The 23,800-nt window shown below is 70.4% G+C and carries 26 protein-coding genes and 3 pseudogenes; all 29 read left to right on the top strand.

The window, feature by feature from the left end; all coding sequences use genetic code 11:
• Nucleotides 1-32 precede the first annotated feature (32 nt).
• The 29 genes and pseudogenes from IPH07_24905 to IPH07_25045 all read left to right on the top strand — a co-directional run bounded on the left by IPH07_24905 (nucleotide 33) and on the right by IPH07_25045 (nucleotide 23,757).
• On the top strand, nucleotides 33-221 hold the full coding sequence (locus tag IPH07_24905; GenBank protein ID MBK6920664.1) for a hypothetical protein: 189 nt from the start codon (nucleotides 33-35) through the stop codon (nucleotides 219-221).
• A complete protein-coding gene (locus IPH07_24910; GenBank protein MBK6920665.1) occupies nucleotides 214-2,382 on the top strand; it encodes a DNA adenine methylase in 2,169 nt (722 codons plus the stop codon). Before IPH07_24905 ends, IPH07_24910 begins: the two co-directional genes overlap by 8 nt.
• Complete coding sequence (locus tag IPH07_24915) at nucleotides 2,379-3,227, top strand: hypothetical protein (GenBank protein MBK6920666.1); 849 nt, start codon at nucleotides 2,379-2,381, stop codon at nucleotides 3,225-3,227. The genes IPH07_24910 and IPH07_24915 overlap by 4 nt, the downstream gene beginning before the upstream one ends.
• 25 nt (nucleotides 3,228-3,252) lie before the next feature.
• Nucleotides 3,253-4,111 (top strand): annotated as a pseudogene (locus tag IPH07_24920) (phage major capsid protein).
• A 94-nt stretch (nucleotides 4,112-4,205) separates the two neighbouring features.
• Nucleotides 4,206-4,601, top strand: a complete 396-nt coding sequence (locus tag IPH07_24925; GenBank protein MBK6920667.1) for a hypothetical protein — start codon at nucleotides 4,206-4,208, stop codon at nucleotides 4,599-4,601.
• Between the two features lies 1 nt (nucleotide 4,602).
• Nucleotides 4,603-5,241, top strand: a complete 639-nt coding sequence (locus IPH07_24930; protein ID MBK6920668.1) for a hypothetical protein — start codon at nucleotides 4,603-4,605, stop codon at nucleotides 5,239-5,241.
• Nucleotides 5,241-5,774, top strand: coding sequence for a hypothetical protein (locus IPH07_24935; protein ID MBK6920669.1), 534 nt, complete (start codon nucleotides 5,241-5,243; stop codon nucleotides 5,772-5,774). The genes IPH07_24930 and IPH07_24935 overlap by 1 nt, the downstream gene beginning before the upstream one ends.
• Nucleotides 5,775-5,845: 71 nt before the next feature.
• Entirely contained in the window at nucleotides 5,846-6,058 is a 213-nt protein-coding gene (locus IPH07_24940) for a hypothetical protein (protein MBK6920670.1), read from the top strand.
• Entirely contained in the window at nucleotides 6,055-6,696 is a 642-nt protein-coding gene (locus tag IPH07_24945; GenBank protein ID MBK6920671.1) for a hypothetical protein, read from the top strand. The genes IPH07_24940 and IPH07_24945 overlap by 4 nt, the downstream gene beginning before the upstream one ends.
• 3 nt (nucleotides 6,697-6,699) lie before the next feature.
• A complete protein-coding gene (locus IPH07_24950; GenBank protein ID MBK6920672.1) occupies nucleotides 6,700-7,296 on the top strand; it encodes a hypothetical protein in 597 nt (198 codons plus the stop codon).
• Nucleotides 7,296-8,198: an IPT/TIG domain-containing protein gene (locus tag IPH07_24955; protein MBK6920673.1), complete on the top strand. Its 903-nt coding sequence runs from the start codon at nucleotides 7,296-7,298 to the stop codon at nucleotides 8,196-8,198. Before IPH07_24950 ends, IPH07_24955 begins: the two co-directional genes overlap by 1 nt.
• Entirely contained in the window at nucleotides 8,195-8,551 is a 357-nt protein-coding gene (locus IPH07_24960) for a hypothetical protein (protein MBK6920674.1), read from the top strand. Before IPH07_24955 ends, IPH07_24960 begins: the two co-directional genes overlap by 4 nt.
• Nucleotides 8,548-10,770: a phage tail protein gene (locus tag IPH07_24965; protein MBK6920675.1), complete on the top strand. Its 2,223-nt coding sequence runs from the start codon at nucleotides 8,548-8,550 to the stop codon at nucleotides 10,768-10,770. Before IPH07_24960 ends, IPH07_24965 begins: the two co-directional genes overlap by 4 nt.
• A 14-nt stretch (nucleotides 10,771-10,784) precedes the next feature.
• Complete coding sequence (locus IPH07_24970) at nucleotides 10,785-11,246, top strand: phage tail protein (GenBank protein MBK6920676.1); 462 nt, start codon at nucleotides 10,785-10,787, stop codon at nucleotides 11,244-11,246.
• A gap of 26 nt (nucleotides 11,247-11,272) precedes the next feature.
• Entirely contained in the window at nucleotides 11,273-11,686 is a 414-nt protein-coding gene (locus IPH07_24975) for a hypothetical protein (protein ID MBK6920677.1), read from the top strand.
• A gap of 51 nt (nucleotides 11,687-11,737) precedes the next feature.
• Nucleotides 11,738-12,514, top strand: a complete 777-nt coding sequence (locus tag IPH07_24980) for a hypothetical protein (protein ID MBK6920678.1) — start codon at nucleotides 11,738-11,740, stop codon at nucleotides 12,512-12,514.
• Nucleotides 12,511-12,702: a hypothetical protein gene (locus IPH07_24985; protein ID MBK6920679.1), complete on the top strand. Its 192-nt coding sequence runs from the start codon at nucleotides 12,511-12,513 to the stop codon at nucleotides 12,700-12,702. The genes IPH07_24980 and IPH07_24985 overlap by 4 nt, the downstream gene beginning before the upstream one ends.
• Before the next feature lie 3 nt (nucleotides 12,703-12,705).
• The gene (locus IPH07_24990; protein ID MBK6920680.1) at nucleotides 12,706-15,384 is read left to right on the top strand and encodes a phage tail tape measure protein; all 2,679 of its coding nucleotides are present in this window, start codon (nucleotides 12,706-12,708) and stop codon (nucleotides 15,382-15,384) included.
• A 13-nt stretch (nucleotides 15,385-15,397) separates the two neighbouring features.
• Complete coding sequence (locus IPH07_24995; GenBank protein MBK6920681.1) at nucleotides 15,398-15,910, top strand: peptidoglycan-binding protein; 513 nt, start codon at nucleotides 15,398-15,400, stop codon at nucleotides 15,908-15,910.
• Nucleotides 15,910-16,251 carry a hypothetical protein gene (locus IPH07_25000; protein ID MBK6920682.1) on the top strand — a complete coding sequence of 114 codons (342 nt, stop codon included), beginning with the start codon at nucleotides 15,910-15,912 and terminating at the stop codon, nucleotides 16,249-16,251. The genes IPH07_24995 and IPH07_25000 overlap by 1 nt, the downstream gene beginning before the upstream one ends.
• Nucleotides 16,248-17,523, top strand: a pseudogene (locus IPH07_25005) (phage late control D family protein). The gene IPH07_25000 and the pseudogene IPH07_25005 overlap by 4 nt, the downstream one beginning before the upstream one ends.
• Before the next feature lie 13 nt (nucleotides 17,524-17,536).
• Entirely contained in the window at nucleotides 17,537-18,115 is a 579-nt protein-coding gene (locus IPH07_25010; GenBank protein MBK6920683.1) for a hypothetical protein, read from the top strand.
• 10 nt (nucleotides 18,116-18,125) lie between these two features.
• Nucleotides 18,126-18,800: a hypothetical protein gene (locus tag IPH07_25015; GenBank protein MBK6920684.1), complete on the top strand. Its 675-nt coding sequence runs from the start codon at nucleotides 18,126-18,128 to the stop codon at nucleotides 18,798-18,800.
• Nucleotides 18,801-18,810: 10 nt separating this feature from the next.
• A complete protein-coding gene (locus IPH07_25020) occupies nucleotides 18,811-19,191 on the top strand; it encodes a hypothetical protein (protein MBK6920685.1) in 381 nt (126 codons plus the stop codon).
• A 65-nt stretch (nucleotides 19,192-19,256) separates the two neighbouring features.
• Nucleotides 19,257-20,777, top strand: a complete 1,521-nt coding sequence (locus IPH07_25025; GenBank protein MBK6920686.1) for a baseplate J/gp47 family protein — start codon at nucleotides 19,257-19,259, stop codon at nucleotides 20,775-20,777.
• Complete coding sequence (locus IPH07_25030) at nucleotides 20,777-21,325, top strand: hypothetical protein (GenBank protein ID MBK6920687.1); 549 nt, start codon at nucleotides 20,777-20,779, stop codon at nucleotides 21,323-21,325. Before IPH07_25025 ends, IPH07_25030 begins: the two co-directional genes overlap by 1 nt.
• Nucleotides 21,326-21,335: 10 nt before the next feature.
• Nucleotides 21,336-22,031 (top strand): hypothetical protein, encoded by a 696-nt coding sequence (locus tag IPH07_25035; GenBank protein MBK6920688.1) that lies wholly within the window; start codon nucleotides 21,336-21,338, stop codon nucleotides 22,029-22,031.
• Between the two features lie 37 nt (nucleotides 22,032-22,068).
• Nucleotides 22,069-22,410: a hypothetical protein gene (locus IPH07_25040; protein ID MBK6920689.1), complete on the top strand. Its 342-nt coding sequence runs from the start codon at nucleotides 22,069-22,071 to the stop codon at nucleotides 22,408-22,410.
• 10 nt (nucleotides 22,411-22,420) lie between these two features.
• Nucleotides 22,421-23,757: pseudogene (locus tag IPH07_25045) on the top strand (phage tail protein).
• Nucleotides 23,758-23,800 lie beyond the last annotated feature (43 nt).

The raw sequence follows: 23,800 nt of genomic DNA on the forward strand, positions 1-23,800 counted from the left end.
GCGGCTGCTTTGCCCCCAGCGGAGGTCGACGCATGCCCGAGACTGCGAAGCCGCGCGAGCCAGAGAGCCCCGCCCCGGACCAGGGGAACGGCAAGGCTCCGTCCGCGCCGTCGCGGGAGCAGAAGCGCGACGAGCCCGTGGTCTGGCCGCGGGACCTGAACGCACCCACCACGAAGGACCCGCTCTGGGGCTCCGACCCGGAGGCGCTGCGCGATGCGTGACCGGCGCGAGGCGGCCATCGCCTACGCCCGTCGCGTCCTCGCGGCGAGCCAGGGCGAGCCGGTCGAGAAGACCATCTGGGGCTCGCCCGCGGGCAAGAAGCGCATCGCGCAGCGGCTCGTGGCGATGCTCCCCGCCCACAAGACCTACGTCGAGCCCTTCGCCGGAAGCGCCGCGGTGCTGTTCGCGAAGGAGCCCTCCGACGTCGAGGTCATCAACGACGCTGACCCGGAGATCGCCGACGCCTACCGGCTCCTCAAGAAGCTCACGACCGCCGACCTCGAGCGGTTGAAGAAGCTGCCGTGGACCGGCGACGAGAAGACGTTCAAGGGGCTGCTCGATGTCGAGCCCGAGGGCGACGTCGAGCGCCTGCACCGCTTCCTGTACCTGACGCACTTCTCCTACGGGAAGATGCGCGGGCGCAGCTTCAGCCCGTCGGTCGTCGGAGTCGAAGCCAAGACCATCAAGCGCATCGAGCAGTTCGCGCCGCGCCTGAAGCGCGTGAAGGTGTACGGCGGCGACTACGAGAAGGTCGTCCGCAAGTACGACTCGAAGGACACGGTCTTCTTCCTCGATCCGCCGTACCCCGGCTACAACGTCGACGTCGGCGAGTCGGACTTCGACGAGGAGCGCTTCTTCAAGCTCCTCAAGTCGCTCAAGGGCAAGTTCCTCATCACCTACGGCATCCGCGGGAAGTTCCCCGCGATGGTGAAGGACTCCGGCTTCTGGACGAAGCGGATCCGGACCCCGCGCACCATCGCCGCCATGCGCGGCGTTGGCGGCTCGTCGGTGCTCACGCAGCTGCTCGTCGCGAACTACGAGCCTACGCTCAAGGGGCTCGACGAGAGCGTCGTCATCGAGGACTGGGACGGCGTCGTCGAGACCGACGCGGACGAGCTCGAGAAGGCCCAGCCCTTCGGCACCTTCGGCGGCTCGTTCCACTACGCGAAGCGCATCGTGCCGCTCATCCCGGCGCACAAGACCTACGTCGAGCCCTTCGCGGGCGCGGCGGCGGTGCTGCACGCGAAGGAGCCGAGCGAGAAGGAGGTGCTCGCGGACCTCGACGACGACGTCGTGTTCCTCCATCGGAGCATCAAGGCGATGACGCCCGAGCGCATCGAGGAGCTGCGGCGCCGCTTCGAGTGGACCGTCACCGAGGAGAGCTTCCTCAAGGCGCGCGACATGGCGCCGAAGGACGACGTCGCGCGCTTCTACAAGCTCGTCTTCGTCCGCACGCACGCCCGCGACTGCCGCCCCGACGGCACGCACCCGGCGCAGCAGCACCTCGGCTCCACAACGAACCCGGAGAAGTACCTGAAGGCCGCCGAGCGGCTGAAGGACGTCACGGTGCTTCGGCAGGACTACCGGAAGACGCTGAAGGCCTACGACTCGCCGGACACGTTCTTCTTCATCGACCCGCCGTACCCCGGCGAGTGGTTCGACAAGGACAAGGTCATCGACCTCGAGGAGTTCGTCGACGCGCTCGCCAAGGTGCGCGGCAAGTTCATCGCGGTCCTGAACCCGACGCCGGAGAACGTCGCCGCCTTCAAGCGGGTCGGCCACGTCTTCCGTCTCAAGGTCCGCGAGGCCTCGGGCCGGGGCGGCGCCAAGCAGGCGATGCGTCTGTTCGTCGCGAACTACCCCGTGCGCAAGGCCGAGGACTTCGAGCTCGTCGCCAAGTGCGAGCACCTGCCGCTCGACCCGAGCCTCGACGCGCTGGTCTTCGACAAGACGACCCAGCTCGTGAAGGGCCTCGATCCGAACGACGAGCGCTACGTGCTCGGCATCGTGCTCGAGCCCGAGGTCGTCGACGCGCAGGGCGACATCTACTCGACCGAGGAGATCCGCGCCGCCGCCCACCGCTTCATGGAGGAGTTCGGCGGGCTCGGGCTCATGCACCGGCTGCGGGTGAACGACCAGGTGAAGGTGCTCGAGAGCTACCTCGCGCCCACCGACTTCACGGTCGGCGAGCTGACCGTCCGCAAGGGCACCTGGATGCTCGCGGTGCGCGTGCTGTCCGACGAGCTGTGGGACCGCGTGAAGAGCGGCGACCTCACGGGCTTCTCGATCGGCGGCTCGGCGCGCCGGGTCCCCGAGCCCGCACCGGCGCCGGCACCGCCGCCCGCGACGCCTGACGCCCAGCCGCAGACGGAGGCCGCATGACGAACCGGATCAACAAGGCCGAGGGCGCCGACGGCGTGCACCGGCTCATCGACATGGTCGTCGAGGAGGTCTCCCTCGTCGACCGCGCCGCCAACAAGCACCGCTTTCTCATCGTGAAGAGGGATGACGCCATGGACGACAACACCCCGGCCGAGAAGGCCACCACGGACGGCGCCGATGCCTCGATGACGCCGTCCGCAGACGCAACGTGGACGGTGGCCGATGGTTCGCCGCTCGGGGCCGCGCTGGCTGCGCTCGAGAGCCTCACGGCCATCGTCGAGCTGCTCGGCTCCCTGGGCGCCGACAGCAACGACCTGCGCCTCGCGGCTCTCGCCGAGCAGCTGCGCGCCACCGCCGAGCAGATCCTGGAGCGAACCGGCTTCGCGGCTCCGAGCGACGCCGTCGACCCGAACGCGCCGGCCGACGTGCAGGCGCGCGCGAAGACCGAAGACTCCGCGAAGCCCGCGGGCACGAGCACGTTCGCGAGCGACGTCGCCGCAGCCAAGCAGGCGCTCTCGCGTCTCGCCGAGCTCGCCGGCAAGACCGCCCCAGCGAAGACGGAGAAGCGCGAGGCCCCCACCGCCACCGTACCCACCGAGCCCGGCGCGCCTGTCGCCGAGAGCCTCGCGAAGCTCGCCGACTCGTTCCGCGCGCTCTCGGACACCGTGAAGGAACAGCAGCAGCGCCTCGGCCGCGTGGAGAAGCAGTTCGGACTGCCGAACAGCGCCGCGCCCGCCGAGCACGTGTCGAAGGCCAGCGTCGAGGACGTGGGATGGCCGCTCGATCTCAACAAGCCGAAGGACCGGGAGAACGTCGACAAGGCGGTCTCCTTCCACGACCTCTGATTCCCCCGTCTCAAGGAGCCGCGACATGAGCTATCTCGACAACCGCACCATCCTGGAGAAGGCCGATCTCGCGCTCGCCGATCTGACGGCGGGAGGCGGCATTCTCAAGCCCGCGCAGGCGCAGAAGTTCATGCGCCTGCTCATCAAGCAGTCCGTCCTCATGCAGCTGGCGACCGTCGTTCCGATGGCGTCGCCGAAGCAGCAGATCTCGAAGATCAAGTTCGGCACCCGCATCCTGCGGCCCGGGCAGGAGGCGACCGCGCTCCCGGCCGGTCAGCGCGCCGCACCCGACCTCTCGCAGGTCGAGCTCGATGCCAAGCTGTTCAAGGCCGAGGTGCGCCTCTCCGACGAGGTGCTCGAGGACAGCATCGAGCGCGGCGAGCTGCGCCAGACGATCATGGAGATGATGGCGGACGCCATCGCCCGCGACATGGAGGAGGTCCTCGTCAGCGGCGACACCGTGTCTGCGGACCCGTTCCTCGCGACGATGGACGGCGTGCTCAAGCAGGCGACGAGCCACGTCGTCGACGCAGCAGGCAACCCGATCTCGAAGGACCTGCTGCGCGACCTCGTGAAGACGCTGCCGAGCGAGCACCTGCGCGACAAGAGCGCGATGCGCTATCTCACCAGCGTCGACGCGGACCTCGACTACCGCAACACGCTCGCGGAGCGCGCCACCGCCGTCGGCGACAAGTTCCTCGAGGGCGATGCGCCGGTCCTCTACTCCGGCGTGCCGGTGCAACCGATCCCGCTGTTCCCCGAGAACCTCGGCGTCGGCAGCGACCAGACCGTCATCCTGCTCTGCAACCCGAAGAACATCCACGTCGGCATCTGGCGCCAGATCCGCTTCGAGTCCGACCGCGACATCTCGGAGGGCACGCTGAAGATCGTCGCGACCCTGCGCTTCGACGTGAAGTTCGCCGAGGAGCCGGGCGTGGCCAAGGCCATCAACGTCCAGCTCTGAGCTGAGGAGAACCTATGGATACGCTACTCGTTCGCCTCAAGCCCTTCGACCCGCGGCGGGGCCACGTGCTCCGGCGCTACACCTACGCCGGCATCAAGTTCCAGGAGGAGCGCGGCTGGTACCGCGTGGAGAAGCCGGTGGCCGAGTACCTGCGCGCTGTGCGCGAGGTGCCGAGCGACCGCCACTCGCCGCCCGCCTTCGACGTGTGCACCGAGGCTGAGGCCAAGGTGCTCGAGTCAAGCGAGACCGAGGCCTCGAAGGTCAAGCGCAGCGCGACCGACGACCTCAAGGTGGTGGCCGCTCGTCCGGCAGGCGCCCTCACCACAGACGACCTCCCGAAGACCGCGGCGGCTCCGGCCGCCAAGGACGACGAGAAGGACGCTCGCCGCGGCAAGCGCGAGCGGGAGTGACGTGTACGCTTCGGTCGCCGACCTGCGCGCCGAGGGCGTGGCGGCGGCCGCGGCGAGCGATGCACGCCTCGAGCTGCTGCTCGACGAGGCGACGCGGCTCATCGACCGCGTGACGGGCTGGTTCTTCGAGCCACGCACCGTCACGTACCGGCTCGACGGTCGCGGGGCACCGTCCGTGGAGCCGCCGGTACCGCCCATCCGCGTGGATCGCCTCGCCCTCGGCGACAGCGAGCTGTCGCTGGCGTTCGAGGACCTCGTGGTCGTTGGCGCCCCGGTGCAGGCCGGCTTCGATGCGCCCCGCCTGACGCTGCGCCACTGCCGCGTGTTCCCCCGAGGCCGTGGCAACGTCGTCGTCGAGGGGCTCTGGGGGTTCACCGAGGACGACGGCACGCCCGAGGGCCGCACGCCGCTCGCGATCCGCCGCGCCTGTCTGCTGCTCGTCCTCCGAGGCCTCGCGCCGCTGGCGGACGACGCCTCGTTCGAGGCCCGCAGTCGCTGGCGCATCATCGAGGAGCGAACGCGCGACCAGAGCTACCGGCTCGACGCCGCGAAGCAGGCCGCTCGCCAGCTCACCGGCGACCCGGAGGTCGACGTGCTGCTCGCGCCCTACGTGAGGCCGTCGCCGCTCGGAGCGGCGTGATGCGCGGCCGCCTCATCTTCCCGTTCCTGGCCGAGCTGCACCGGCTCGACACCGCCTCGATGGCGACGGTCGATCCGGATGGCGCCGGCGCGCTCACGGGCGGCTACGACCCCGACTTCAAGGAGCCGGTCTTGGTCGACGCCGATGACGATGGCGTCGCGGAGCCCTTTCGTCGCGAGCACCCACCGGTCCGCGTCCCCTGCCAGGTGGAGCCGGAGGCTTTTGAAGCTCTGCGTATGGCGACCTCAGGAAACACGCCCAGGTCGAGCTTCGATCTGGTCTTTCACTTCAGGGACCTCGAGCGGCTCGGCCTCGTCGACGCCGCCTCGGGCGATGCCCTCATTCGCCCGAGCGACCGCCTTGGCGCGCTGTACGCGCTCGACGGAGCGCTCGTGCAGGCCGTGCGCACGCCGCCCGGTCTCTACGTGACCGAGGCGCGGTCCATCGGGTTCGGACTCCACCGGCGGCGCCCGAGCCGAAACCTCCTCCTCGTGTCCTTCCAGGACCGACCTGCCGCACGGAGCGTCGCATGAAGAGCTGTGCCATCGCCTCGGTCTTCGCCGCGTGCTTCTTCGCGCACTGCCGTCCGATCGACGACTGCGTGCTGGGCGCGACGCGGTGCTCGGGCAACGTCGCGGAGATCTGCGACGCGGACGGCTCGTACCACGAGCTCGCCGACTGCGACCTCGTGAGCGAGCAGAGCGGCGCACCGTTCGTGTGCGCGTTCGTCGATGAGACGACCGAGGACGGGCGCGTCACCGGCCACACCTGCGTGCCCGCGGCCGACGCCGCCGCCGCCGGCGGGAGCGACCGATGAAGGGCTTCCTCCAGTCACTGCCCGTCGTGGGCAAGGTGTTCGTCGACATCCAGCCCGAGGAGGTCTGGGCGTTCTGGCGCTTCATGCAGGACCACTACCGGACGACGGTCGTGAACAAGCGCGACGCGCTCGAGATGCAGCTCGTCGCGCAGGCGCTCGACGCCCTCGGCATCCAGAGCCGCGACCGCTTCCTTCGGAACTTCACGACGACCCTCGGGCGGCGCATCTACACGCCCTTCGAGGTCGGCTCGCCGCGAGGCGGCTGGGACCTCTGGAGTCAGGTCGTCATCTGCGTGCACGAGCACCAGCACGTCGTGCAGCACGACCGCGAGGGGCTCTCGTTCGAGGTCTCGTACCTCGCGGACCGCGCCGCGCGTGCCCGCTGGGAGGCCGAGGCCTACCGCTCGAACCTCGAGCTGCACTTCTGGCGCTACGGCACGACGCCGTCCGCGCGCCGCATCGCCGAGGTCCTCGGCGACTACGGCTGCCGACCGGAGGACGTGGACGTCGCGGCGAAGTCCCTCGCGCTCTCCGCGGTGTCCATCCGCAAGGGCGCGGTCATCAACGAGGCGACGCACGTCGCGCTCGGCTGGCTCGACGAGCACGTGCCGCGCCTGCGCGCGAAGGGAGTGGTCTGAGCCATGGCGGTGATGCGCACCGGTGACTGGGCTCGCGCGCGGCAGCTGCTTGCAGCTGGACCGCAGCGCCTGCGCTCGGCCATCGGCGTCGCCATTCGCCAGGAGGCGCAGGGGCTCCGGAACGAGATCGTCCAGGGGCTCACGAGCCAAGCGCCGGGCGGCGAGCCCATCAAGCCGCCGGCTCCGCTCACGCTCGCGGCGCGTCAGCTCGAGGGCTTCGGCGGCACGAAGGCGCTGCTCGTTCGCGGCGACCTCCGCAACTCCATCACCGTCATCGTCGAGGGCGACGAGGCCTTCATCGGCGTCCCGCGCTCGGCCCGTTCGAGTGGCGGCGAGAGCCTCGTCGATCTCGCACAGCTCCACGAGTACGGCGGCCCACCCGTCGTCATCCCCATCACGCCGAAGATGCGGCGCTTCCTGTTCGCGCTGCTGCGTCAGGCCGGCAAGGAGCCGACCGGAGGCAGCGGGCGCGGCGTGGTCGTCGTGCAGGTGCCTGCGCGACCCTTCCTGCGTCCGGCCTTCGAGAAGTTCCGCGAGGGCGCGAGCCGTCGGTTCCTCGAGCGGGTCGCGCAGCAGCTCGGCTTCGGAGGGCCCGTCTGATGGCCATCCCGACGCTCGCCTCGGTGACTCCCAGCGCCGGTCCCGCCAGCGGCGGCGACCTCGTGCGGCTCGTCGGCACCGGCTTCGCTCCGAAGGTGGCCGTCCGCTTCGGCGAGCGAGCCGCGACCATCGTTGCCGTCCGTGACGAGGCCGGCGTCAGCCTCGTGGACGTGCGCACGCCCGCCCACGAAGCGGGCGTCGTCGACGTCGAGCTGCAGAACCTCGACGCGAACGACGTGCCGCTCGCGGGCGAGTCCGTGCTGCTCGCCGGGGCCTACCGCTTCGCGCGCGCCACCGTCGCCCGGGAAGCAGACCTCACCCGCATCGTCCGCCAGCTGCTCCGCGAGCTGAAGCGGCAGGTGCTCGCCAACGTGAGCGCCACCGTCTCGGTCGACTACGACGACACCGTCATCGACGGGCTCAACGTCATCGCGATGGCGAAGGTGCCCTCGCTCGTGCTCTCCGGCCCGACGCTGCGTCCGAACCGCTTCTACTCGGCCAACGTTCCCCACGAAGACGTGGTCGCCGGCTCCTCGGGGCCCGAGCTGGTGCGCCGCAAGCCGCCGTACACGGTGGACCTGGTCTTCACGCTGACGGCCGCTTCGGAGCGCACCGCCGAGCTGTTCAACCTCATGGCCGCGGTGGCGACGTTCCTGAATCGGAACCGCTGGCTCGAGCTTCCCCGCGATCCGAACGATGCAGCCCGCGGCGTCGCGCGCTGGGAGCTGGACGCCGATGGCGAGTTCCGCACCCAGCTCGGGGGCAAGGACGACGTCCGCGCCTTCACCTGCGGCTTCGTCGTGCGCGGCTTCGACGTCGACGAGGGGCTACCGCTCGACCTCGGCAAGGCCGTCACCGACCCGCAGCTGCAGACGCAGCCGTTCGCAGGAGGTGCCCCGTGACCGTCTCGCTCACGAACACGAGCAACCGCTGCCAGGTCTTCGTCCTGGCCCACGAGACGTACTGCAAGGCGCTCGGCGAGTGCGCCTGCGACGTCGAGCAGGGGCGCGCTCCCCGGCGCACCCCGCGCTCGCTCACGCTCGCCACGGGCGTGACGAGCCCCGCGCTCGACGACGCCGTGCTCGCCGTTCCCGACGTGGTGCGCGCCGTCCGGCGCGGCGAGCTCGCCGTGAAGCGCCACGTCGCGGAGCCCACGCGGCCCGCGCCCTCCACGACTCCCACGCCGACCTCGGCTCCCGAGGCCAGCCGTCCCCCTGACGTCAGCAGGGCCAAGAAGAAGCGAGGTGCACCGTGAGCGGACAGCTCCTGTCGTCCAAGGTCGTCATCGTCGAGGAGGAGCCGAAGGTTCGCGGCATCCCCTCGGCTCCCACGTCCGTCGCGGGTGCGGTCGGGCTCACCGAGCGCGGGCCCATCGGGCAGGCCGTGCTCTGCTCGTCGTTCGACGAGTTCCAGACGAAGTTCGGCGGCTTCACGCCCGACTCGGACCTCGCGCTGGCCGCGATGGGCTTCTTCGAGAACGGCGGCAGCCAGCTCTGGGTGGTCCGCACGGCGCACTACACCGACGTCGCCACGCCCGCCTCGGTCACCGCCGTGCGCGCTGCCGGCTTCCTCGTGGCTGGTGGTGGCCCCACGCCGGGCGTGCTGCTCGGCGCCGCCGCGGGCCCCTTCGTGCTCGTCGACGGCGACCTGATCCGTCTCGCCGTGGATGGCGGCGCCGACGTGGATGCCGTCTTCAACGGCTCGGCGGCCGCCATGGCCGCAGGCGGCGCAGGCCCGTACGCGCTCGCCGACGGCATGACGCTGCTCCTCCGGGTCGACAACGGCCTCGAGCAGGCGGTCGCATTCTCGTCGGCGGACTTCGCCGACATCACCAACGCCACGGCGACCGAGGTCGCGGCGGCGATCAACGCCGTCATCGTCGGAGGGCGCGCCACGACGCCGGGCGGCATCGTCCGCCTCGCGAGCGACACCGAGGGCACCTCGAGCCGAGTGCAGGTCACGGGCGGCACCGCGAACGCCGTCCTGGCGTTCCCCGGCGCCGCGTCGGTGGGCGGCGGCAACGTCGCGAACCTCCGCGCCGTGGACGTCTTCGAGGTGAAGACCGTCGTCGAGGCTGCGATGCCGACCGTCGTGGTCGCGCCCGGCATCGGCGGCGTGCTCGACGTCCGCACCGTCGCCACCGGCCCGGGTGCGAGCGTGCAGGCGCGCGCCGCGACGGCTGCCGCGTTCGGGCTCGACACGACGCTTCACACGGGCGCGGCCTCCGGCACCGCCAACGCGGTGCGCGTCGAGGGCAAGGACCCCGGCGCGTACGCGAACCGGATCGACGCCGAGGTCCGAGCCGCGACCAACGGCTCGCCGACCGCGTTCGACCTCCTCGTCGTCGAGGACGGCGTCTACCGCGAGGCCTTCCCGAACGTCTCGATGAACCCCGACGACGCCCGCTACGTGGACCGCGTCGTGAACGACCCGCGCACGGGCTCGCTCTACGTGCGCGCGATCGACCAGCTCCTCGTCGGCATGCCGGTGCCGCCCCCGCAGACCGTCTCGCTGGCTGGCGGCGGTGACGGTCTCGTCGGGCTCGACGACAACGACTTCATCGGCTCCGACGTGGGCAAGACCGGGCTCCACGCGCTCGACCAGGTGCAGGAGCTGACGCTGCTGCTCGTGCCGGGTCGCGCCACGCCGGCCGTCCACAACGCGATGGTCCGCTACGCAGAGGTGGACCGCGACGGCGCCGTCTTCGCGGTGCTGGACCCTCCCGCGAACCAGAGCGCGACGGACATCGTGACGTACGTCGCGACGACGGCGTCGCTCGAGAACCTCTCGGAGTTCGCGGCCGTCTACTGGCCCCGCGTGAAGGTGCTCAACCCGGCCAAGAGCGTCTTCGGGTCGTCCGAGCAGCTCGTCGTCCCGCCCTCGGGCATCGTCGCCGGCGTCTACTCGCGCACCGACTCCGCGCGCCCTGGCGGCGTCTACGACCCGCCCGCGGGCATCGACGCCGGGCGCATGTTCGGCGTGCTCGGCTTCGAGACGGACGAGGTGCTCGAGGAGCGCAAGCGCGACCTCGTGTACCCGCACCGCATCAACCCGCTCACCACGGGGCCGGGGCTGCCGCGCTACATCGACGGCTCGCGCACGCTCAAGGGCGACGGCAACTTCCCGTACATCGCCGAGCGTCGAGGCGTGATCTTCATCGAGCGAAGTCTCAAGCAGGGCCTCGAGTTCGCGCGGCACAAGAACAACACCGAGGGGCTCCGCGCGCAGGTGCGGCGCACCATCACGGCGTTCCTCCTCGCGCAGATGAACAACGGGGCGTTCCGCTCGCGAGAGCCGGCGAAGGCCTTCTTCGTCGACGTCTCCGACCAGCTGAACACCCCCACCGTCATCTTCGCCGGCCAGCTCATCGCTCGGGTGGGCCTCGCCACGAACAAGCCGGCCGAGTTCATCATCCTCCGCATCAGCCAGGACACGCGGGCCCTCGAGGCCGAGCTGGCTGCGGCGGGCGTGTGACGAGGAGCTAACCCATGACCGTCATCGGCAACCCGCGCAGCTTCCACAAGAAGTTCAAGTTCATCGTCGAGATCGACGACGTCGGCCACGCTGGCTTCCAGAAGTGCAGCGAGCTGTCCGTCGAGGTCGCGAACGTCCAGTACTTCGAGGGCGGCTCGCTCATCCCGAACAAGAGCCCCGGCCGCCTCACGTTCTCCGACGTGACCCTCGAGCGCGGCGCCACCGAGGACCGCGACCTCTTCGACTGGTTCCAGGACGTCGCCATCACGTCGAGCGGGCTCGGGCTCACCGACGTGAACTACAAGCGCAACCTCGACGTCGTGCAGCAGGACCGCGACGGCGTGACCCTGCGCCGCTGGTCGCTCTCGCGCGCCTGGCCGATCAAGTTCGTGGCCGGCGAGTGGGACAACGAGAGCGACGAGAACGTCATCGAGCAGGTCACGCTCACGTACGACTTCTTCGAGCTGGTGCAGTGACCGGCAGCGGCCGCACCATGTAGCCCATGGGAAAGCCGAAGCGCATCGACGTGAGCCAACTGCCTGCGCTTCTGCCAGGAGATCGGTGGGAGCGGTTCCAGGGCTTGCAAGACGCGATGCCCAAGGAAATCCACGTTCCCGACGAGAAGCTCCACCACGCCACGATGTCGGGGAGCCTTGGCTCACCGCGCACCGAGACCAAATACGGCGTCACCGGCGAGGTCGTCGCGGGCGTCGATGTCTGGCGGCACGATCCGAGCGATGCGCCCTACATCTTCAACAAGGACCACTACTTCATCACGCGTGCCGGGACCGCACCGGACTTCGAGTACTGGCTCCACGGCCCGTTCAAGAAGAATGAGATGGACCACTGGGTGAAGGAAGTGCCGGATGAGTACGTGAACTGCGAGGTCCTCCTGTCGCGGCGCTCGTCCACATGATGCTGTCCCCGGCGCCCCTCTTCGGCGGCTTTGCCCCCGAGGAGGCAGCGCATGGCAGACGTCATCACGTGCCCTTCGGGGCTCTCGGGCCGCGTTCGCGGCATGAAGGTTCGCGAGGAGCGCGTCCTCGCTGACCGCAAGCTCGCCAAGAACGGCGGGCAGATCGACGAGCTGCTCGGCTCGTGCTGGGAGGAGACCCTCGACCCGGGGCCCTACGTCTTCGGCGAGGGCGGCAAGGTCGACTGGGGCAAGGTGCTCCAGGGCGACCGGTTCTTCGCCCTGCTCATGGTCCGCGCGATGACCTACGGGCCGGAGTACGCCTTCGGTGTCAGCTGCCGGAACGACGCCTGCCGCGCGCGCATCGACTGGGAGGTCGAGCTGACCAAGCTCCCGGTGCGCCCGCTCTCCGAGGAGAGCCGCGCCGCGTTCGTCGGCGGGAACCGCTTCGAGACGACGCTGCCCGACGCCGGCAAGCGCGTCCGCTTCCGGCTCCTCACGGGCGAGGACGAGCGGAAGCTCCCGGCGCTCCAGCGCTCCGCGCCCGACAAGCTCCTCTCCGCGGTGCTCGCGTACCGCGTGCTCGACATCGACGGCGTCGACGCGAAGGCGAAGCGCCAGTTCCTCGAGGACCTCACGCTCCGCGACGCGGACTTCCTGGTCGACGAGTTCGACCGGGTCGACTGCGGCGTGGACACGACCATCGAGATCGAGTGCCCCGAGTGCTTCGGCACGCAGGACGTCGACCTCCCTTTCGACAAGGGGTTCTTCCTGCCGGGCCGGGACAGGACTGCGAGGCGGAAAGCCCGGAGCACCTCTTCCCCGACGTGACCATGGAGAGCTGGCGCGAGGGCATCTTCCAGCTCTGCTGGCAGCAGCACGGAGGCTCCGGCCTCGCAGTGACGCTCGACGACGCCCTCGAGCTGCCGACGACGGATCGCGACTGGCTGATCGAGCGCATCGGTCAGCAGCGCGCCCGGGAGGCGAAGGAACTCGAGAAGGCCGCGAAGCGGAGGTGACCGATGGCGCTCAACAACCTCGGCCTCGGCTTCGTCTTCACCGCGCGTGACCTGGCCTCCGGGGCCATCTCGAACCTCGAGCGGAACTTCACGAGCCTCGACCGCCGCGTCGGGCTCGGCACCGAGAACATCCAGAGCGCCTTCCAGCAGCTCGGCGTCGGCCTCGCGGTCTTCACGGCCGGCGCCGCCACGGTGGGTGCGGCGTTCTCGCTCGCCAACGCCGCAGGCCGCTTCGAGCAGTCGATCGCCGCGGTCGCCGCCGTGTCCGGCGCCACCGCCGTGGAGCTGGAGCAGCTCCGCGGGGCGGCCATCGACGCGGGCATCGCCACGCAGTTCTCGCCCACCGAGGCGACGATGGGGCTCCGCGAGCTCGCGCAGGCAGGCTTCAACGCGCAGGAGTCGATGCAGCTCCTCATCCCCGTGCTCGACCTCGCCGCAGGCTCGCTCGGGGAGCTGTCGCCGCAGCAGGCGGCGGGGCTCGCCTCGCAGGCGATGAAGGCCTTTGGCATCTCGACGGACCAGGCCTCGATCTCGGTCGACCGCATGCTGCAGGCGGTCAACGTCTTCGCGCTCAACGCGAGCGAGCTGCCCATGGCGCTCGGCACCGCCTCGCGCGGAGCCCAGGCGCTGCACCAGTCGCTCTCCGAGACGCTCATCGCCCTCGGCCTCGTGAAGAACGTCATCCCCGGCGTCGAGCGTGCCTCGACGGCGACGGCGGTGGCGATGGAGCGCCTGGCGGACCCGCAGGTGCAGCAGCGGCTGCGTGGCATCGGCGTCGCCGTGGTCGACAGCCAGGGCGGCTTCCGCGCGTTCCTCGACGTGTTGGGCGACATGGCGCCGGCGCTCGATCGCATGAGCGAGTCGCAGCGCTCGGCCTTCCTGCTGCAGGCCTTCGGGCGCGAGGCGCTCGGAGGCGTGAACGCCATCCTCACGCAGGTCACGAGCGGCATTCGCACGAACACCGGCGAGACCGTGCGCGGCGCCCAGGCCATCGCGTACCTGCGCGACCAGTTCGAGAACGCTGGCGGCACGGCCGCGCGCTTCCGCGAGCAGATGCTCAACACGTTCGAGGGGCAGAAGCGGCTCCTCGCGGGGTCCCTCGAGACGCTCGCGATCGTCGCGGGCGAGCCCTTCGCGCAGGTCTTCCGTCCGCTCGTCACCATCGTCGTCGACGTCGTGAACGCCGTGCTCGGCGTCTTCCGCCAGCTGCCTGCGCCGGTGAAGCGCGCCTTCGCGGCGTTCGTCGTGGGAGCCGGCGCGGTCGTCGCGATGGTCGGCGCGGTCATCGCCGCCAAGGCCGGCATCGCGCTGCTCATCATCGGGCTCAAGGCGGCGGGCATCACGCTCGGCGGCCTGCTCGCGACCATCCTGCCTGCGGTGCTCATCTTCGGCGTGCTCGCGCTCGCGGTCGCCGGCTTCGTCGTCGCCTTCCGGAACAACGTCGGCGGCATCGCGGACTTCTTCCAAGGCGTGGGAGCGCGCATCTCGCTCGCCTTCCGCGGGCTCACGCAGCTGTTCGACCAGGGCGGCTTCTCGGGCGCCGTGCGCGACGAGCTGAACCGCGCCGAGAACCAGGGGCTCAAGGACTTCCTCATCAACGTGTTCCTCTGGGTGAACCGCATCCGGAACTTCTTCGCGGGCATCGCGACGGGGTTCTCCGCGGGCATCGAGGCCGCGCGCCCGACGATCGACGCGTTCCTCAACGCGCTCCGGCGCCTCGGGACGGCGCTCGGCTTCCTCTCGGAGCGGGACGACGCAGGGACTGCCTCGTCGCGGTTCCGCGAGTTCGGCCTCACCGGCGAGCGCGTCGGCCGCGTGCTCGCGACCGTGTTCGAGCTGATCGTCCAGGCGATGACGGCCGTGGTCGAGGTCGCCGAGGGCGTTGCGCAGGGCTGGGAGTGGATCAGCGCCGGCGGCTCGGTGCTCTGGAGCGCGCTCTCGCAGCTCGGCTCGAAGATCCAGGAGGTCATCAACTACATGTTCGGCAGCACCTCGGCGACGCAGCAGAACGGCAGCGCCTGGACCGCGCTCGGCAACGTCATCGCCTTCGTCATCGGCTGGATCATCAGCGCCATCGGCGTGCTCGTGTCGATCGTCTCGGCGGCCGTCGCCGTCATCAGCGCGGCCATCCAGATCGTGATGTCGGTCTTCTCGGGGCTCGCCGACGTCATCACCGGCGTCGTCTTCATCATCGGCGGCATCTTCACCGGCAGCTGGAGCGACATCTGGATGGGCATGAAGCTCGTGGCCTTCGGAGTCGTCGACGCCATCATCGGCGTGGTGCTCGAGCTGGCCGGTGCCATCGCGGGCGTGGTCGATGCGCTCACCGGACTCTTCGGCGAGGGCACCCACTGGCAGCAGGGCATCCGCGACTTCCGCGACTCGCTCCGCGCCGACATGGCCGAGGGCATGGGCGTGCAGGACCTGACGTTCACGCGCCCGACGCGACCGGGGACCGCCGCGCCCGGCGCACCGGCGAGCGACGCCATGTCGTCGATGCCCGCGGTCGCGGCGATGACGCCCGCCATCCCCGCGTCCTTCCCGATGACGCCTGCCGCGCCGCCCGCGTCGCCGCCCATCACCGTCAACCTCCAGGTCGACGGCACGACCCTCGCCACCGCGGTCCATCGAGCGGACCGCGACTCGGCCACCCGCTCGTTCTCGCCGGTCCCGGCGTACTGAGGAAGGAGGACGCGTGTCGCTCGATGCTGCTCTCGCCCGCGCTCCTCGCTGCCTGCTCGTGAACGTCACGAGCGGGGAGTCGCTCGAGTGCCTCTTCAACCCGACGCAGGTGACCGAGAAGCTGCAGGTGAACTGGAACCGCCTCGCGGTGCCCGGGCTCTCCCATCAGGTGCTGCAGTTCCAGAGCACGGCGAACCGGCAGCTCTCGGGCGTCGAGTTCTACCTCGACCGCTTCTTCGCCGCCGAGCAGCCGGGCGACCCGAACATCCTCGACTTCCGCGCCTTCCTGCGCGCGCTCACGGTGCCCCCCGAGGGCACCGAGGGCGTGGCCGCGACGGCGCCGCCCCGCGTCCTCTTCATCTGGCCGAGCGTCGTCACCGTCGAGTGCGTCGTCGCCAGCGTGGAGTTCCAGTACAAGCAGCTCGCCGTCGACGGGATGGTGCTCGTCTACACGGCGAGCGTCTCCTTCGAGGAGATCCTCGACACGCGCGTGACCAGCGAAGAGCTGCGCGAGGAGGTCGAGTGATGGCGCCCCGCACCGGCTCCCGGCACTCCTTCGCGCTCGGCGTGCGTGACGAGCTCGCGCAGCTGTTCCTCACGGAGCGCGAGCCCTACCGCTTTCGCGAGCACACGGACACGCGCGTCCACATCGTCGCGCAGGGCGACATGCTCTTCGACCTTGCGGGGCGCTACTTCGCGCCGCTCCCGCGGGCCTGCGGCTTCTGGTGGGTGCTCGCCGACTTTCAGCCCGATCCGATCGTCGACCCGACGCTCGAGCTGGAGGTCGGCCGCCGCCTCTTCGTGCCGAGCCTGCGCGTGCTCACCGACGTCATCCTGAGCGAGCAGCGCCGGAGGGTCGAAGCATGACCGACCTCGTCGACCGCAGCGGGCCCGGTGTCCGCATCACCGTGCTCTCGAACGAGCGGGCGCCGAGCGGCGAGCCGCTCAACCTCGACGGCCGCATCATCGGCTTCACCTACGAGGACGCCGAGCGCCAGGCCGACAAGGTCTCGCTCCAGCTCGACAACTTCGACCTCGCGCTCTTCGACCGCGAGGAGCTGATCGGCGGCGCCACGCTCGAGGTGTCCTGGGGCTACCCGGGCAACATGGCCCCGCCGCGCCGGGTGGTCGTGAAGAAGCTCAAGGGCTTCCAGACGCTGACCATCGAGGGCCAGGCCACCAGCGTGCTGATGAACCGCGAGGCCAAGACGCGCGCGTGGACGAACAAGTCGCGCAGCGACGTGGCCAAGGAGATCGCCGCAGAGCACGGCTACGAGGGCGAGTTCGCGGACGTCGAGGACTCGAGCGAGGTGCTCGACACCATCAACCAGACCGCCGAGACGGACGCACGCTTCCTCCGGCGCCTCGCTGCACGGGAAGGAGTTCGAGTACTTCGTCGACGACGGCGGGCTCCACTGGCGCTCGAGGAACCAGGCGAGCCACGTGCTCACCTGGTTCTCCGACCCAGGGCGAGGCGACATCATCTCGCTCAACGTCGAGTCCGATCTCTCGCGCCGGACAGGGCGCGTCGAGGTCCGCGGGCGCGACCCGCTGACGAAGGCGACGATCGAGTCGCGGGCGAGCAGCAGCACCGTCGAACGCGCCACGCTCAGCGACGTCCTCGAGGTCGTGGACCCCGAGACGGGCTCGTCGTCGCTGCAGGAGCGCAACGCGACGACGAGCGTCCACCCGACCTCGGCGCCGACGCCAGCCGCCGCGGAGCGAGAGTCGGCTGCGCGCTTCCGCCGCGCCGAGCGCGAGACGGTGAAGCTCTCGATGCAGGTCGTGGGCGATCCGACGCTGCGCGCGAAGGAGGTGCTCGAGGTGCGCGGCATCTCCGGACTGCTCTCGGGCAAGTACTACGTGACCGAGGCAAAGCACGTCATCTCGTCCTCCGGCTACGTCGTGGAGCTGAAGCTCACGCGCGACGGCACCGGGGCTCGGCGACAGGCCGGAGCCGCGGCGCAAGGCCAGCCCCAAGGTGGCTCGCCCAATCGCGCGACCCCTGCAGAGGGCGGCGCGATGACCGAGGTCGAGGTCATCGACCCGGCGAGCGGTGCGTCGCACGTCGAGTACCGGCGCGACGGGCGCGCCATCGGCGCCGAGGACCCAGAGGCCGGCATGAGCGTGCCGCGATGACGGAGAGCCACCGATGAGCACCTTCGACGACGACATCCACACGCACGACACCCGGCTCGTCGGGCTGTACGTCGGCTACGTGACGAAGCGCGACGACGAGGAGCAGCTCGGGCGCGTGCGCGTCTGCATCCCGGGCGTGCTGGAGCCGGAGAGCGCGTGGGCCTGGCCGCTCGGCACGGGCGGCGGCGGCTCGAAGGACCGTGGCCTCTTCGCCGTGCCCGAGGAGGGAGCCGAGGTCGCGGTGTTCTTCAACCAGGGGAACGTCGAGGCGCCGTACTACCTGGCCGCCCACTGGGGGAAGCCGAACGGCGAGAGCGAAGTGCCCGAGGAGGCGCAGAAGACGCCCCCGGACAACCGCGTCTTCGCGACGCAGACCTTCCGCATCGAGCTCGACGAGTCGCAGGACAGCCGGAAGCTCAAGCTCACCAACAAGAAGACCGGCGACCACCTCATCTTCGACGCCGAGGAGAACACGGTCACGCTCGAGGCGACCACGGCGCTCACGCTGCGCGCGGTCGGCGCCATCTCGCTCGAGGCCACGCAGGTCACGATCGCCGGGCGGGTGGTCCGCCCCATCGCCGAGCCCATCTGAGGAGGACGCCGTGGCGCTGCCCATCTGCCTCGAGATTCCGGAGATCCCCGATCCGCTGTCGATCACGCTGCCGGGCGGCGTGACGATGCAGCAGATCAACCTGATGCAGGCCATCCAGCCGGCGCTCACGCCGCTGATGCCGCTGTTCGACATCATCGACACCGTGGTGGCCGTCTTCAACTGCGTGAAGGCCATCCCGGACTCGCTCGGCCCGCCTCCCGACCCGACCGCGCTCGCGGCGTGCATCCCGGAGCTGGCCGAGAAGGTGGCGAAGCTCTTGCGGCTCATCCCGCAGCTGTCGCTGCCGTACACCATCATCGGCATCATCGACCTCGTCATCGACACGCTCCGGCAGGCGCGCAGCCAGCTCATGCACCTGCAGCAGCAGATGCAGCAGATCCTCGGCGCCATCGACCGCGCGACCGAGCTCGAGGACGCGGGGCTCATGGCCATCACGAGCTGCGCCCAGGCGAACGTGGCGCAGGAGGCGGCCAACGTCGGCAAGTCCCTCGCCAGCCTCGGCAAGCTCATCGGCATCCTGAACATCTTCCTCGGCATCGTGGGTGGGCCCGAGGTGCCGGACCTCTCGAACCTCGCCGGGCGTCCGCTCGACGACGTCATCCCGCCCATCGACGCGATCATCGAGGCCCTGCAGACCGTGCGCAGCGCGGTGCCGGTGCCGTGAGGAGACGACCATGAGCCAGCAGCCGCAGAACCTCCTCATCCCGTTCCGCCGCGACAAGAAGCGCGACTTCGCCGTCGGCAGCGGCGAGGCGCTGCTCGCGTCCAAGGTGCGCCAGGCGCTGCTCACCGAGGGCGCCACGGCGCGCTCCTCGGGCGAGCTGCCCTGGCGGACGAACTTCGGGGCGGGGCTCGCGCTCCTGCGCCACCAGCGCAACGACGCGGCCCTCAAGGAGCTGGCCCGCGTCTACGTGCGCGACGCCCTCAAGCGCTGGGTGCCCGGCGCCCAGCTCGTCAGCCTGAGCGTCGAGCAGGACGGCCCGGCCCTCACGCTCCGCGTGCGGGTGCGCGAGCGGGACGTGGCGGCGGCCGTGGCCGTGTCCTTCGAGCGCTGACCGTCTGGGGCCGGGTCCCCGAGAGCCGAGGCTCGACGGCTTTGCCTCGACGGAGGCTTACCGCCGTGGCCACGCTGCCCGAGTCCGTCGACTACACCGACAAGGATTTCGACGCCCTTCGGGCGCGGCTGATCGCGCTCGTGAAGAGCGTCTTCCCGGACTGGACGGACTTCGACGTCGCGAGCTTCGGGAACCTGCTGGTCGAGCTCTACGCCTTCGTCGGCGACGTGCTCACGTTCTACCAGGACAACCTCGCTCGCGAGTCGCGCCTCGTGACCGCCACGCAGCGCAAGAGCGTGATGGCCCTCGCGAAGATGCTCGGCTACCGGCTGCAGGGCGCGCAGGCCGCGACCGCCGACGTCCTCGTGCAGCTCGCGCGCCCTCCGGCCGCGAGCGTCACCATCCCGGCCGGCACCGTGCTGCGCACGCAGGAGGTCACCGAGCCGGTCCGCTTCCAGCTGCTCGCGCCCGCCGTCATCGCCCCGGGAGCCGACCCGCCGCGCGTCGTCGCCGTGGTCGAGAACTCGAAGACGTACACCCAGCTCTTCGACGCGCGCGGCCTCGCCGACCTCGAGTTGCACCTCGACTACGCCCCGTACCTCGACGGCTCCGCGCTCGTGACCACGCCGCAGGGCGCGTTCACGGAGGTCGACAGCTTCCTCGACTCGCGCGCCAACGACCGCCACTTCGTCGTGGCCGTTGACCAGAACGACCGCGCCACGCTGCGCTTCGGCAACGGCGTGAGCGGCATGCCTCCGAGCGGCACGGTCTCGGTCACCTACAAGACGGGCGGCGGCAGCGTCGGGAACGTCGACGCCGACCGCATCGTCGTCATCGAGGGCGCCTTCAAGGATGCGTACGGCAACCCGGTGCAGGTCTCCGTCCGCAACCCGCTGCCCGCCTCGGGCGGCGCGGATCGCCAGACGGTGGCCTCCGCGAAGCTGCTCGCCCCGGAGAGCCTGCGCGCGCTCACGCGCACGGTCGCGAGGGAGGACTTCGAGATCAACGCGCGCAGGCTCCCGAGCGTCGCGCGGGCGCTGATGCTCACCTCGAACGAGGACCCGACCATCGCGGAGAACACGGGCATCCTCTACGTCATCCCGCAGTCGACGGCGGGAGCGGCAGTACCGACGCCCGCGCTGAAGAACCTGGTGCTGCGGCAGGTCACCGAGGTCTACCCGTGCACGCTGACCTTCCAGGTGAGCGTGCAGGACCCGGTGTACCGAGTCGTCGATGTCGCTGCGCGCCTCTTCCTGCGCCAGGGCTTCGCCGGCAGCGACGTCCGTGACCGGGTGCGCGCGAACCTCGCGAGCTACTTCCGCGTCAGCGAGCAGGACGGCACGCCCAACCCGCTCGTCGACTTCGGCTTCAACATCAAGGACGCCGAGGGGAACGCGGTTGGCGAGATCGCCTGGTCGGATCTCTTCAACGTCATCCGCGACACGCCGGGCGTGCGCAAGATGGGCGACGCGCGCCTCGACCTGACGCTCAACGGGCTGCCCGCCGATGTGAAGCTGAACGTGCGCGAGTTCCCGGTGCTCGGAACCGTGACCCTTCGCAACGGCGACACGGGGGAGCTGCTCTGATGGCGCTCCTCAACCCGAGCTTCGAGGACGAGGGGGCGCTGCCCGGCGAGGCCGAGCACTGGACCCTCACCGCCCTGACCGGCCTCGAGGTGCTCGCCGGCTTCGGCGCAGCGCCCGAGGACGCCTGGGAGGACTTCGAGCGCTGGTTCGCGCTGCTCGCGTCGCTCGACGACGTGACCGTGGTGCTCGCGTTCTTCGACAGCGCGCTCAAGGGCTACGAGGAGTTCGACAGCGGCTGGGCCAACGCGGTCTACCTCTACGAGCTGCCGCCCGCGCAGCTCGTCACGTGCGCCTTCGGTGGCGGCGCCGTCGAGGACTGCGAGACGGGCTGGAGCAACGTGCCGTACCTGCGCGACTGGGCGTTGGTGACGGCCGCGACGGGCGTGTTCGACGGCGAGCCGCGCGAGGACTTCGAGGACCAGTGGCGCTCGAACCAGAGCTACGCGTGGACGTGGGCCGCGGTGACGGCGAGCACCGCGCTGTTCGACGGAGGCGTGCAGGCCGTCGAGGACTTCAACAACGCCTGGACGAACATGACCACCCTCTGAGGAGCGACCGATGGCCGAAGCAGACTGGACGTACCTGAACGACGGGCTCGACATCGCGACGGTGGATCGCGGCGTGACCGCGGGCATCGCTCGACCCCCGGGCGGCGGGAGCTTCCTCTACGCCTTCAACTCCCTCGCGGCCGTCGATGGCGCGGTAGCCCTGTTCGCGAACCTCGCGAGCTTCGCTCCGATGGCGAAGGGTGGCTCCATTCGCGGCGTCGTTCAGCGCGGCCCTGGCGGCGGACCCACGGGCTTCTCGCCGTTCCTGTTCCTCTGCTGCCAGGGCAACTCGGTCAACGACAGCGCGTACCTGCTCGGGCTCTCCGACGATGACCCGCACCGCATCGTGCTCCGCAAGGGCGCCGTCACGGTGGGGCTGCCGAACGCCGATGGCCCCGGCGTGCTGCTCAAGTCGGCGGCGAGCTTCGCGCAGGCGACCTGGGTGCATCTGCGGCTCGACGTCATCGTGAACACGAACGGCGACGTCGTGCTCAAGGTCTTCCAGAACGACCTCGCGGCGCACGCCCTCGGCACGCCGCCCGACTGGCAGCCCGTCTCCGGGATGGTCGAGTTCATCGACGACCACCTCGGCATCAACTCCGGCAGCCAGCCGCTCACCTCGGGGCGCGGCGGCTTCGGCTGCTCCGTGAAGGACGTGACGCGGCGCTCCTTCTTCGACCACGTCGAGCTGTTCCGGCAGGTGTGAGTGTTCACGAGCCGACTCCGGGCGAGGCCAGGGCCGCCTGCTCACCTCGAAGGCGACCGGAGGCGACTACGCCTTCGTGCTCGGCGAGGACGAGCCGGGGCGCTTCTTCGAGCTCGGTCTCGGCGACCACACGGAGGTGACGCAGTCGACGGACCTCACGGGCGTGAAGCTGGTGCGCGCGCTGCTTCGCCTTTGGGTGCCGGCGAGCACGCCCGCGTGGCTCGCATGGGAGGCGTCCCTCGTCGTCGACGGCACAGCGCGCGCACGCATGCGCGCGAAGACGGGCCGTGAACGATTCGTCACGGACCTCGCTGCCAACGTCTCGAAGCTGTCGGGCGTGCACACAGTAGGCGTGCGCCTCGAGCTGGTGACCGCATGAGGGCCCCGGCATGAGCACGCTCGAGCTTCCCGCGCTCTACGTCGACAGCGTCGCGCTCGTCGTGAGCACGCCGCGGCTGGTGGTCGTGAACCGCGACCCGAGCCCGGGCGAGACCGGCGTGCCCGTCGACGCGACGCTCGCCCTCGAGCTGATCGACACCGGCGCGGACGGCGTGAACCGGGCCAGCGTGCACATCTGGGTCGACGGGGTGCTGGCCTTCGACGGCGGCGCGCTGCCGGAGATCACCGCCGCCTTCGCCGGCCCGCTCGCCGGCGCCACGCAGACGGCGGACACGCTTCGCGTCGTGCTGCATCCGGTCGTCCCGATGGCGAGCCTCGCCACGGTCTCCGTGCGCGTGGCCGGGCAGACGGTGGGTGGCGCCGCCTCCGTCGACGAGGTGTACTCGTTCGTCGTCGAGGACCGCACGGCGCCGCGGGTCGTCGGAGCGCAGGCGCTCGCGCAGAAGACCGTTCGCGTCGCCTTCGACGAGCCCGTCCTGCTCCCCGGCGGCTCGAGCTTCGTCCTGACACCGAAGGGCGCGCCGGCTGTGCCGGTGGCCGTCGTCGCTTCGGCCATCGACGGCACCGTCGTGCTGCTCAGGCTCGACACCGAGATGACCCCGGACGTCGTGCACGAGGTCGTGGCGCTCGGCGTCACGGACCTGTTCGGCAACGTCGTCCTCGCGCCCTACGACCGCGCGACGTTCACCGGGTTCCGCCCTGCGCGACCGCAGACGCGTCGCTTCGACCTCTGGAGGATGCTCCCGAAGCACAACCGCCGCGACGATCAGACCGGGGACCTTTTCCGGTTCATCGCCTGCCTGCAGGAGGTGACGGACCTGCTGCTGGCCGACGTGGATCGCTGGCCCGACATCTTCGACCTCGAGCGCGCGCCTGAGAGTTCCTCGAGCTCATCCTCCGGGACCTCGGCAACCCGTTCCCGTTCGAGCTCGACACCATGGGGAAGCGCCGACTCGCGTCGGTGCTCGTCGAGATGTACCGGCAGAAGGGGACGGCGAAGGGCATCCAGAACGCGATCCGCTTCTTCCTCGGCATCGACATCTCGGCCATCTCGCCGTTCAACGCCGACACGCTCATCCTCGGCGAGTCCGAGCTGGGCATCGACTGGGTCCTCGGGCCCTCGGACCGCTTCGCCCGGTACGCCTTCAACGTCGAGGTCGCGCGCATCCTGGCCGATCGCGAGCGCCGGCAGCTCCGCGCCATCGTCGAGTACCTCAAGCCCGCGCACACCCACTTCGTCGACCTGGTCGAGCCGCTCCCGCCCATCCTGCCGAACCACTGGGAGCTGGGTCTCAGCGACCTGGGGGAGACCACGGACCTGCACTGAAGGCCTGTCCCCGAGAGCCGCGTCGGCCGGCTTTGCCTCACCG

Source organism: Deltaproteobacteria bacterium (genome assembly GCA_016709225.1).
GTDB lineage: Bacteria > Myxococcota_A > Polyangia > Nannocystales > Nannocystaceae > Xiheibacterium > Xiheibacterium phototrophicum.